Source organism: Paenibacillus sp. fava2 (assembly GCF_058313675.1).
The window spans coordinates 5,733,313-5,745,043 of sequence record NZ_CM177755.1 but is presented as its reverse complement, the minus strand read 5'-3'; the positions used below and the strand labels follow the sequence as shown (position 1 = coordinate 5,745,043).

The 11,731-nt window shown below is 54.2% G+C and carries 9 protein-coding genes; 8 read left to right on the top strand and 1 reads right to left on the bottom strand.

Annotation, left to right across the window (positions count from 1 at the left end; genetic code table 11):
* Nucleotides 1-108 precede the first annotated feature (108 nt).
* From AC4G46_RS25240 to AC4G46_RS25220, 5 genes are all read left to right on the top strand, one after another.
* Nucleotides 109-1,485 carry a hypothetical protein gene (locus tag AC4G46_RS25240; RefSeq protein WP_491125131.1) on the top strand — a complete coding sequence of 459 codons (1,377 nt, stop codon included), beginning with the start codon at nucleotides 109-111 and terminating at the stop codon, nucleotides 1,483-1,485.
* A gap of 37 nt (nucleotides 1,486-1,522) precedes the next feature.
* Nucleotides 1,523-2,227, top strand: a complete 705-nt coding sequence (locus AC4G46_RS25235) for a response regulator transcription factor (RefSeq protein ID WP_491125130.1) — start codon at nucleotides 1,523-1,525, stop codon at nucleotides 2,225-2,227.
* Complete coding sequence (locus AC4G46_RS25230; RefSeq protein ID WP_491125129.1) at nucleotides 2,227-3,222, top strand: sensor histidine kinase; 996 nt, start codon at nucleotides 2,227-2,229, stop codon at nucleotides 3,220-3,222. The genes AC4G46_RS25235 and AC4G46_RS25230 overlap by 1 nt, the downstream gene beginning before the upstream one ends.
* 108 nt (nucleotides 3,223-3,330) lie before the next feature.
* Nucleotides 3,331-4,098 (top strand): ABC transporter ATP-binding protein, encoded by a 768-nt coding sequence (locus tag AC4G46_RS25225; RefSeq protein ID WP_491125128.1) that lies wholly within the window; start codon nucleotides 3,331-3,333, stop codon nucleotides 4,096-4,098.
* Entirely contained in the window at nucleotides 4,070-5,956 is a 1,887-nt protein-coding gene (locus tag AC4G46_RS25220; RefSeq protein ID WP_491125127.1) for an FtsX-like permease family protein, read from the top strand. Before AC4G46_RS25225 ends, AC4G46_RS25220 begins: the two co-directional genes overlap by 29 nt.
* 59 nt (nucleotides 5,957-6,015) lie before the next feature.
* On the opposite strand, the gene fabV is transcribed toward AC4G46_RS25220, so the two are convergent.
* Complete coding sequence (gene fabV, locus AC4G46_RS25215; RefSeq protein WP_491125126.1) at nucleotides 6,016-7,194, bottom strand: enoyl-ACP reductase FabV; 1,179 nt, start codon at nucleotides 7,192-7,194, stop codon at nucleotides 6,016-6,018.
* Nucleotides 7,195-7,375: 181 nt separating this feature from the next.
* Here fabV and AC4G46_RS25210 point away from each other — a divergent pair, with 181 nt between their 5' ends.
* From AC4G46_RS25210 to AC4G46_RS25200, 3 genes are read left to right on the top strand one after another with little or no spacing between them, the layout of a single operon-like run.
* The gene (locus AC4G46_RS25210) at nucleotides 7,376-8,350 is read left to right on the top strand and encodes an ornithine cyclodeaminase family protein (protein ID WP_491125125.1); all 975 of its coding nucleotides are present in this window, start codon (nucleotides 7,376-7,378) and stop codon (nucleotides 8,348-8,350) included.
* An 18-nt stretch (nucleotides 8,351-8,368) separates the two neighbouring features.
* Nucleotides 8,369-9,529, top strand: a complete 1,161-nt coding sequence (locus tag AC4G46_RS25205; RefSeq protein ID WP_491125124.1) for a dipeptidase — start codon at nucleotides 8,369-8,371, stop codon at nucleotides 9,527-9,529.
* Between the two features lie 12 nt (nucleotides 9,530-9,541).
* Nucleotides 9,542-11,668, top strand: a complete 2,127-nt coding sequence (locus AC4G46_RS25200; protein WP_491125123.1) for a CocE/NonD family hydrolase — start codon at nucleotides 9,542-9,544, stop codon at nucleotides 11,666-11,668.
* The last annotated feature ends 63 nt before the right edge of the window (nucleotides 11,669-11,731 follow it).

Here is an 11,731-nt window from a genome sequence, read left to right as displayed (position 1 = left end):
ACATGGCCGGATTAAAGATTGTGAAGACAATCCCCCGGTCTTATGGTAAAAATTACTTATGCCGATAGAGCAGACCTACATAATGTTATTAACCACAAGGGGGACCAGATGGAGAAGGTTAACCGAAGCATTTCTGTAATTTTTACAGCCGTTATGGCAGCTGCCGGGATATACTGGGCAACGCATGCCAGCAGCTGGACATTTATGGGCACTGCAGCTGCAGCGGCCTGTTACGGATTGTTCATCATGACCGGCCTGCGTGCCATTCCCGCATTAACCGAATATATTGCAGCAGGCGGGAACCCCCAGCATGCCAGACTGGAAGCTGCCGCGGATCTGCGCAGACAGGCGTGGACGAAAATTATTGTCTGGGTGCTGCTCAGCAGGCTGCTTATGGCGGTTGCCGCCTACGCTTTTCTGATCCTGAAGAACGGTTACACCGGGGGGCTAATTGAGCACCTAAATGAGGCTTGGCATATAAAAGGAATCGATGCTCCATCTTATCTGGGCATTGCCGAGAACTGGTATGTGACGGAGGGGGATCCCCGGTTCCATATCGTGTTCCTGCCTTTTTTCCCAATCCTGATCAAGGTAGTTCACTTCTTTACCAATAATTATCTTGCTGCTGGCTATGCCGTAGCCAATCTCTGTACAGTTGCCTTTGCACTGGTTGCTTATGAGCTTGCGGCGCTGGACATGGACAGGAAAGAAGCGCTACGGGTAATAAAATATATGTTTATTTTTCCAGCTAGCTTCTTCTTCCTGCTGCCGATGACGGAGTCCTTATTCCTGCTGTTGTCGTTATTATCCATTTATCTGGTCCGCAAAAAGAAGTGGCTGTTTGGTTGCCTGTGCGCCGCCCTGGCCGGATTCACGCGTTCTCCCGGGGTCCTGCTGGCGGTACCGATTGTTATTCTGCTGTGGCGCGACCTTGCTGAAACGTACAAATCTGCCCATAAAGGAGCGTTCAAGCGCAAGCTTGCAGCTGCTGCCGGATGCCTGGCAATCGTGCTGCTCGGCCTGCTGGCCTATCTGTACATTAACTATGCGGTCTACGGAAACGCGCTGCAGTTCAGCATTTATCAGCGGGAGCACTGGTTCCAGCGGCAGTATCTGTTTTTTGATACCGTGAGGTACCAGATGGAGTACGCGGTCGGCAAGTTCAAGGAAGGGGACAGCCGCAGTTTTCTCGGGCTCTGGCTGCCGAATCTGATTGCTATTTTTACTACACTGTATGCAATGTTCAAAAGCGCCAGGAAGCTCCACCCCTCCTATACTGCTTATATGCTTGTGTATTTTGTATTCGTCACCGGTCCGACCTGGCTGCTGTCCGCGCCGCGTTATCTGGCTGGAGCTTTTCCGCTGGCCTTTGCGGTTGTGCTGCTTACGAAGGATAAGGCTAAGGACAGTGCCATAACGGTATTATGTATAGTAGGAAGTCTGTTGTATCTGGCGATGTTCGTATGGGGATATCCGATTTATTGAGTTTCGCTGATTGTAACGGTTAAGGAGAGCTGTGCTTATGTCCAAAATAATGATTGTGGAGGATGACATCAAGATTGCGGAGCTGCTGCAGTCTGCCATCCAAAAATACGGGTACGAGGCGGTGCTGGTCCAGGATTTCGGGCAGGTGCTGGAGGAATTCCGGCAAGCACAGCCGGAGCTGGTACTGCTTGATGTGAACCTGCCGAGTTATGACGGCTATTACTGGTGCAGGCAAATCCGCCGCGTCTCCACTTGTCCTATCCTGTTTATCTCAGCCCGTGAGGGTGAGATGGACCAGATTATGGCGCTGGAGAACGGCGGGGATGATTATATCACCAAGCCGTTTCATTCCGGGGTTGTGCTGGCCAAAATCCGCAGCCATCTGCGGCGGGCGTTCGGGGAATATGCCGGAGTACGCCAGGAAACAGTGATTGAGCAGGACGGGCTTATTCTGTATCCCGAGAGGCTCGAGCTGCAGCTTGGGACAAGCCTGGTAAGCCTGACTCAAAAGGAAACGGATATTCTGGAGAGCCTGATGGAGCGTTACCCGCGGGTAGCCAGCAGGGAAGCACTGCTTGAGAAGCTGTGGGACCAGCCTCAGGCTTTTGTTGATGAAAATACGCTTAATGTGAACATTACCCGGGTCCGTAAAAAGCTGCATGAGCTTGGGATCGAGGAGGCTGTGCTGACGGTCAGGGGAACGGGCTACAGGCTGAATGTTACCTGGGGAGAGGGTGTCTGATGAAGCTGTTTATCCGGGAGCACCTGCTGCTGATTGCTGTCCAGCTGGTCCAGTTCGGAGCGATCATCTCCATTTACTGGCTGGACGGTTACCGTCACTTGCCGGTTGCCTTGTATGCCGTGTTTATAGGATTTTTCTTCCTCTCCTGTTATCTGGTTCACCAGTACCTGACCCGCCGCCGCTTTTACCTCCGGCTTAGCCGGCCGCTCGATTCACTGGATGAAGCCTTTCAAAAAATAGAGGAGGCCCCCGTATCCAAAGCCCTTGAGGAGCTGCTGCATTCCCACTACCGCCATACCATGCAGCAGCTTACCACAATGAAAAAGCAGCAGGAGCAGCATCTGAGCTTCATCGACCAGTGGGTGCACCAGATGAAAACCCCGCTTTCGGTTATCGAGCTTACCGTCCAGAACATGGACGAGCCTGAGTTTGCCAGCATCCGGGAGGAGCTGGAGCGGATGCGCAGCGGTCTGCATACGGTGCTGTACATGGCCAGGCTGCGGGCGTTCGAGAAGGATTTTAACATCAGACAGGTGGTTCTGCCGCAGCTGATCCATGAGGTTCTGCATGAGCATAAACGCCAGTTTATCCGCAACCGGATCTATCCGGCGGTGGAGGCAGCTGATCCGGGCATTTCCGTCCAGACGGACGAGAAATGGCTGTTCTTCATGCTGTCGCAGATCATTAACAATGCGATCAAATACACTGCGGTTAAAGCTTCCGGCGATAAAAAAATCACAGTTTCCTGTTATTTGCGGGACAGCGAGGCTGTTATAGAGGTCAGGGACGAGGGGATCGGCATTCAGGCGTCCGACCTTAAGCGGGTATTTGATCCCTTTTTCACCGGTGAGAACGGGCGGGGCCTGCGTGAATCCACAGGGATGGGGCTGTATCTGACCAAGGAGTCTGCCGACCGGCTCGGGCATGTAATTGAACTGGAGTCAGAGGCCGGGAAGGGAACGGCGGTCCGGCTTATTTTTGCAGCGAATATATAGCTTACATGCATGTAAGAAAAGTGAAACCTTAATCAATAGCGGCTCTTCTGCCTGCCCTGTATATTGGGAACAGAACCCGCCGGCTATAGAAAGGAGACAAGAGCAAAGATGCTGCAGGTAAAACAAGTCAACAAAATATATGAAGGCAACATCGCCTACCGGGCGCTGACAGATATTGATCTGACGGTGGAAGAGGGGGAATTCATCGGGATCATGGGGCCGTCCGGAAGCGGAAAAACGACACTCCTGAACCTGATTGCCACTGTCGATAGCCCGACAACCGGAGAGATTCTGATTGACGGCAGGAGCATAGGCGCGATGGGCAAAAATGAGCTGGCCGTCTTCCGCCGCCGTCAGCTGGGCTTCGTCTTCCAGGACTTCAATCTGCTGAACACGCTGACGGTGGAGGAGAACATGGTCCTGCCGCTGACGCTGGACGGAGTCCCGGTCCGTGAGATGAAGGAGAAGGCGCAGCGGATCGCTGACAAGCTGGGCATAGCCTCTATTCTAAAAAAGCGTACTTATGAAATCTCGGGAGGCCAGTCCCAGCGGACAGCCATTGCCAGAGCGATGATTCATTCGCCCAAGCTGCTGCTGGCCGATGAGCCTACCGGCAATCTGGATTCCAAGGCAGCCAAGGATGTTCTGGATATGCTGATGACAATCAACCAGGAGCAAAAAACGACGATGCTGCTCGTTACCCATGATGCCGTGGCCGCAAGCTACTGTCATCGTGTGGTGTTCATCAAGGACGGCCGGTTTTATACCGAGATTCACCGCGGCGACAACCGCCAGGGCTTTTTCCAGAAAATCATTGATACACTTTCGCTGCTGGGGGGATACGGCAATGACGTTCCGTCAATTCGCATTCCGTAATGTCACCCGCAACAAACGGCTGTACAGCGCTTATTTTCTCAGCAGCATGTTCATGGTTATGGTGTTCTTTACGTTCTCGATCTTTGCCTCGCATCCGCAGCTTAGTGCCGACAGGCTGAATTCGGGAACTGTGGTTGCCCTGAGCGTGTCGATATGGATTATTTATGTATTCTCCTTTTTCTTCGTACTATACTCGATGAGTGCCTTTCTGCAGTCACGCAAAAAGGAATTCGGCCTCATGATTCTGCAGGGCATGACGACCGGTCAGCTGCGTAAGATGATTTTTATGGAAAATATGCTGATCGGCATCAGTGCCATTGCCGGCGGTCTGGGCCTTGGACTGGTCTTCGCGAAGGGGATTCTGCTGGCCGGGGAAAATATAATCGCGCTTAATGAGCGGCTGTATTTCTATTTTCCGCTGCAGGCGATTGTGCTTACCCTGGTCTCCTTTCTGCTGCTGTTCGTGCTAATCTCCCTGTTTATTTCGGCGGTACTGCGGAGCGGCAAGCTGATTACCCTGATCAAGTCAGACCGTCAGCCGAAAAAGGAGCCGAAAGCCTCGCTGCTGCTGTCCCTGCTTGTCGTAGCCCTGATCGGGAGCAGCTACTTCCTGTCGCTGCGTGCGGAAGGGCTGGAGGCCGTGTTCCTGCTTCTGCCTGTGGTGATTATGGTTACTGTAGCAACCTATCTGCTGTTCACCCAGCTCAGCGTCTATATCATCCGGAGGCTGAAGAGTCAGGAGCGTCTTTTCTGGTCCAAAACCAATATGCTGCTGTTCTCCGACCTCTCCTACCGGATGAAGGATAATGCGCGTACTTTTTTTCTGGTGGCTATTATTTCAACGGTGTCCTTCTGTGCCATCGGGGCGTTGTACGGCTTCCAGTCGATGCTGTACGGTTCAATGCCCAAGCATAACCCTTATTTGTTCACTTACTTAGCTAAGGAAGATGACAGTATGGAGCAGACACATCTGCAGCTGATCCGTCAGAAGCTCAGTGAATCGGGGCTGAGGACTGAGCCGGCTGAGCTAACGCTTAGTTATTATCCGCTTGCGGCAGGGAACGATGAAATGCTGCTGCTGGTGAAGCAAAGTCAGTACAACCATATTGCGGAGCTGATGGAGCTTGAAACTATAGAGCTGGAAGAGGGACAGGCGGTGGCTGTCGATTTCGGGCTGTCCCGCAATGGAGAGGGCATGCTGAACCAGCCTTTGCAGCTGCGGACGGGGACCGTGGTGGAAGCGGACCGGGCCATTCTTTCTCCGGTTGTCAGCGTTGTCAGCCATTATTTGGTTGTCCCGGACGCGCTGCTGTCAGGCCTCGGCAATCCGTCCAAGGCGGATCATTACTATACCTGGCACGGACCGGCTGGTCAAAAGGGAGCAGTGGCTACAGGGGGACAGCTGCTGAACAAGCTGCCCTACTCCGAGGCTTATCAGTTCGATGCCTTGGATTATCAGATGGACATGACGGTTAAAAATTTCGGACCCATGATGTTCGTAGGTTTCTTTGTCGGCATTGTGTTCTTTGTGTCGGCAGGCAGCTTCCTGTACTTCCGGCTGTACAGCGATCTGGATGAGGATAAGCACAAGTTCAAGGCAATATCCAAGCTGGGCCTCAGTGAAAAAGAGCTGGGCCGGATTTTGAACCGCCAGATCAGCCTGCTGTTTTTTGCGCCTATTCTTGTAGCGCTGGTCCATGGAGCCGTGGCGCTTACGACCCTGTCGCATATGTTCCAGTATTCATTGCTCAAGGAATCCGCGCTTGTGCTGGGTATGTTCTGCATCATCCAGCTGGTCTATTTCCTGATTGTGCGGCTGTTCTATACTAGACAGGTGAAATTGGCGCTTAGGCAGTAGTGGTATAAAAAGAGGCCGCATCCCGGTTAGGGGAGCGGCCTCTTTGCTGTGCTTGGATATTACACCAGGTTCGGGATGTCTACCGCCGGATCGGTGTCTGCTTCATAATCCACACCTTCTGTGCGGAAGCCGAACAGGTTGAAGAAATCCTCCTGGTAGCCTGGCAGATCAGCCAGTTCAGGTACATTGGCTGTCTCAATTTCGCTCCAGCGCTTCATCACCTCAGCCTGAACGTCCTCACGCATTTCCCAGTCGTCGATGCGGATCAGATGGCTGCCGGCTTCACTGTTATACAGGTGCTCCGCGAACAGACGGTACATCTGCTGGATACAGTTCTCATGCAGCTCTTTTTCCTTCATCACTCTGTACAGGGCGGAAATGTACAGCGGGACAACCGGAATGGCCGAGCTGGACTGGGTTACCAGTGCCTTGTTAACCGATACATAAGCCCGTCCGTTTGTAGCGCTCAGCTTCTCGTTCAGTGCGATTGCCGTTTTCTCCAGGTCATTTTTGGCTTGCCCGATTGTTCCGTCTTTATATATCGGGTGAGTAACCTCAGGTCCGATGTAGGAGTAGGCTACCGTTGTTGCCCCTTCAGCAAGCGCGCCTGCTGCCTGAAGCTGGTCGATCCACATGCCCCAGTCCTCGCCGCCCATAACCGCGATCGTCTGGCGCACTTCATCGTCCGTTGCCGGCTCGATCGTTACGTTCGTAACTTCACCGGAGTGGAAGTTCATTGTTTTGTTGGTATACGCATTGCCTACCGGCTTGATCACGGAGGAGAAGGTTTCTCCTGTAACCGGATGAGTGCGGCGCGGGGAAGCCACGCTGTACACTACGAGATCAACGTTGCCGAATTCGGCTTTGATCAAATCGATCGTCTTGGTCTTGATGCTGTCAGAGAACGCGTCACCGACGATGCTGAACGACTTCAGGCCCTGTTCGGCAGCAGCCTTCTCCAGCGCAGCGGAGTTATACCAGCCTGCGGAAGCCGTACGTGCGCCTTCGGCGGGCTTGTCAAAGAAGACGCCGATCGTGTTCGCTCCGGCACCAAAAGCAGCGGTAATCCGCGAAGCCAGTCCATATCCGGTGGAGGCTCCGACAACCAGAACATTGACGGGTCCGCTCAGTTTTTTGTGTGCTTTTACATAGTCAATTTGCTGCTGTACCTGCCGGGCACAGCCTTCGGGATGCGCCGTGGTGCAGATGAAGCCGCGTGTTTTGGGCTGGATGATCATATAGGAAATCCCCTTTGTTTTTAATTTTAACTTTACAACCACTGTTATAGAGTATAGCAAATGATGGCTCAGAAAGATAAGCCCCCCGGTTATTTTATCTCCGGTATTTCGCAAACGGCCAGGATAGCGCTATGATAAATAGAAGAAAAAAGATAGCTGACAAGACTGGAGGCCGTACATCATGCTGGTGATTAACGGAAAAGAAACAGCGGAGATTCTATCGATGCAAGCCTGTATCGGTGTCATGCAGGATGTGCTGGCAGCACTGTCTTCAGGGGATGCGGTTCAGAGCCTGCGGCAGGTTATGCCGCTTGCGGACGGAAATCTGTTCGGGCTGATGCCGGCTTATCTGCGGCAGGAGGCGGCGGCGGGAGCCAAGCTGATCAGCGTGTTCCCGCACAATCATAACAGAGGGCTGCCCTCCCATCAGGGGGCGGTTGCCCTGTTCGATGCAGAGACCGGCAGGCTGAATGCCATCGTGGACGGCCGGCAGATTACGGCAATCCGCACAGCGGCGGTCAGTGCGGTAGCAACCAGGCTGCTGGCCCGGGAAGATGCCGGTGTACTGGCGATTCTCGGCACCGGCGAGCAGGCGGCCAGCCATCTGGAGGCGATGCTGCTGGTGCGCAGCATCCGCGAGGTCCGTGTCTGGGGGAGAACGCCGGACAAGGCGCAGCGTTTTGCCGCGGAGATGGCCGCCAGATACGGTATAGAAATAACGGCAGCGGCTACCGTGCGCGAGGCGGTACAGAAAGCCGACATTATCTGTACCGTGACGGCCTCTAGTGTACCGGTGCTGAATGGCGAGTGGGTCCCGGAGGGAGCCCATATCAACGCCGTCGGCGCCTGCCGGCCGCATGAGCGGGAGCTGGACTCGGCGCTGGTGGCGGCATCCAGGCTCTACGTGGACCGGCTGGAATCCGCAATCCATGAGGCGGGGGACTACCTCATTCCGCTGGCTGAGGGTGCCATAGCTGAAGGCCATATCGCCGGCGAGCTCGGCGGGCTGCTCCTGCAACAAGTGGAGGGCAGAACAAGCCGGGAGCAAATCACCCTGTTCAAGGGGCTGGGCCTGGCGATTGAGGATCTGGCGGCGGCGCATTATATTTACAATCAGGCGGTGCTTTTGCATAAGGGTGTTGAGGTGGAGATGTAATTGGAGGAGGCCAGACAGATGAGCTTACAGTCAGGATTGTATGATTTTAAATTAACGGAGGCGCAGGAGCTCCGCGCACAGCGGCTGCATGAGCAGAATATCAACATTGATCTGCTGTTTCAGGGGCCGTTGTCACCAAGCGCAATTCCCGCTGCTGTCTCGGATAGAATCAGGGAGCTGAGCGAGCCGTACAAGGATGAGCCGATGGCCTACAGCTCCATGCCGGCCAAATGGGTGACCAAGCTGGCTGCGGGCGGCGACATTCCCCAGTACAAAGAGGAGTGGTTCAAGTCCGGCATTACAGCCGGCAACCGGGAGCTGCACCTGAACGATATGGACAGCCTGATTACGAGCATGGGCGAGGTGCAGCTGCAGTTTGATGCCAATGACTGGCTGATTAAGGCGCTGACTGCCGGAGATATCCGCAGCGCCAAGCAGTCCGGCAAGGTGGCGGGCATTGTGACAGCACAGGAGACGGATGCCCTCGGCACCAATCTGGAGCTGCTGGAGGTGCTGCATAACTTCGGGCTGCGTATTCTGCAGCTGACCTACAATAAGCAGAATCTGATCGGCTCCGGCTGCGCGGAGCAGGGGAACGGCGGTCTGTCGAATTTCGGGGTCCGGTTTGTGCAGCGGATGAACGAGCTGGGGATCATTGTCGATACCGGACATTGCGGCAAACAGACGACCCTGGATGCCTGCAAGGTTTCAAGCACACCGGTCATTGCCTCACACACCGGAGTAGAAGCGATATATCCGCATATGCGCTGTAAAAGCGATGAGGAGATTCTCGCCATTGCCGGTACCGGCGGCGTCATCGGGATTTTTGCCATGCCGTGGTTTGTCCATGAAGACCCTGACCACACGACGATCGACCATGTGCTGGATCATATGGAGTACGTGATCCGTCTGGTCGGCGTGGATCATGTGGGCATTGGCACAGACTGGCCGATGAGCGATCTCGACTGGTCGCTGGTTTATTTTAAAGAGCATATTGCGCCCAAACTTGGCTTTGCACCTGGGGACGGGCCTTCGACCGAAACGGTGGCGGGACTTGAGAAATACAGCACGTTTATCAACTTCACCAGAGGTCTGGTAGCACGCGGTTATACGGATGAAGACATTGCTAAGATTATGGGCGGCAACTGGCTCCGGGTGTTTGAACAAATCTGCGGATAGGGGATTGCACTGATGACTACTTATTTACATACAACTGACTTCCATTTCTACTGTTCGGGGATTTATAGCGGCAGGATTCATTTTACGGAAAAAGCAATTATGCACGCCACGGTAGACGTCCGCCGCCGCACGCAAATGCAGGACAATGTGCTTGATCCAAACGCGAAATATGTGCTTCCTTTTGCCAAAATCGCCCGCCAGCTCGCTTCCTACGAAACTGCAGACTGGACGGGAGAAAAGGTTGTACTGGATACTGGCGAGGTATACCACAAGCATATCAGCTATGAGGCGGAGATTGACGGAAGGCTGGAGGCTTCACAGGTCTGGGCACTGCGGGGTGATACGGCGCTGGATGTGGTGACGCTGAACGGGGAGGTCATCGCTTTTCTAACCCCTAACCGCTATGGGATTGAGCTGATCGTCAAGGCAGGCTATGAAAAACTGACTCCGCTGACGGTGTATGATGAGCCGCTTCTGTCCAAGCCGGAGTATGGCGTTAATGACCTCGGAACGTTCCTGATTCCTATGCGTGACGGCATCAGGCTGGCAACCGATGTGTTTCTGCCGGAGGGCATTCAGCCGGGGACGAAGCTGCCGACGATTCTTGTGCGCACCTGTTATGACCGCAACGGGAAAAAAGAGATTTTTATGCGCTGGGCGAACAAAGGCTATGCCGTAGTCTCCCAGGATGTGCGGGGCCGGGCGGACTCTGAGGGTGAGCTGATTCCTTTTTATAATGAACGGGATGACGGCTACGACACGATTGACTGGATTATTGCCCAGGACTGGTCGGACGGCAAAGTCGGCATGTGGGGCGCCTCCTATCTCGGCTATGTTGTTGTGACAGCAGCGACCAGCGGGCATCCGAACCTCAAGGCGGTTGTGGATGAGGTAAATGTGGGCTCACCGTTTATTGATACCGCGCGCAAAGGCGGGACGCTATGCTCCTGGCCGCTGCTGTCGTGGACCCTGGCACAGTCGGTGGGGACGCGGACGGATTTTGATATTTTTGGCGGGATCACGGTAAGCCCGGAAGCGGCGGTTGATGCAAGGCCGATCCGGGACATTCCGCAGCAGATGATCGGGAAGACCTCAGGCCCGTGGGAGCTGTGGAGCCGGCATCCGGAATACGATGACTTCTGGCGGAACTGCACCTTCACCGAGCTGGGCCATCAGGTCAAGGTTCCAATGTATGTGATTTCCGGCTGGTATGACGGCGACAGTCCCGGTGTATCTGAGACCTGGCGGATGCTGACCGAGCATGATGTGCCGAACCGCAAAATTCGCTTAGGTGCCTGGGAGCACGGGCCGAACCGGGCCAGGGATCTGCAGGGAGTGGCTTTTGGCGAGGATGCGGTTGTCTACGATTATGATGTCTCGGTGCTGCGCTGGTTTGACCGGTTCCTGAAGGAGATTCCAAACGGTATCGATGAAGAGCCGCGGGCTTCCTATTATGTAGTCGGTGAAAACCGCTGGAGAACCTCTGAAGACTGGACTCCTGCTGAAGCGGTGGTTACGCCGTTCTATCTCGCAGGTTCGGGCCGGGCGAATTCGTCGTTGGGTGACGGCAGGCTGGTATTTGCACCGGAAGCGGATTCCGCCCTGGATACATTTATCTATAATCCGGCAGACCCTGTTGCAGACAGCGGGGAACGGGAGCCGGAAAATATGCGGAAGCATGAGCTGCGCAGCGACATTGTGGTGTACACCAGCGAACCACTGGCGGACAAGCTGACGGTTGCGGGGGAGCTGTCCTGCGTTCTGTATGCGGCAAGTACAGGCCTTGATACCGACTGGGTTGTGACGCTCAGCGATGTGTATGAGAACGGCGATTCGATCCGGCTGTCTAACTATATTGTGCGGGCCAAGTACCGTCACGGGCTGGACAATCCGCAGCTGCTGGTGCCGGGTCAGGTGGATAAGTATGATATTTTCCTGCAAAATATCGCCCATACCTTTGCTGCCGGACACCGCATCCGCTTCACGGTTACCTCGTCCAGCAAATTTGTCGCGTTCCCGAATACGAATACCGGCAATGATCCGTATGAGGATACGGGAGCGGTGATTGTTCAGCAGACGATTTGCCATGACACGGAATATCCAAGTCATATTTTGCTGCCGGTGATACCGAACATTTAAAAAAAATGAAACATTTTCCATTTGTGCTCGTCAAGAAAGGTATATAAGCATCTGCCTGAGCTG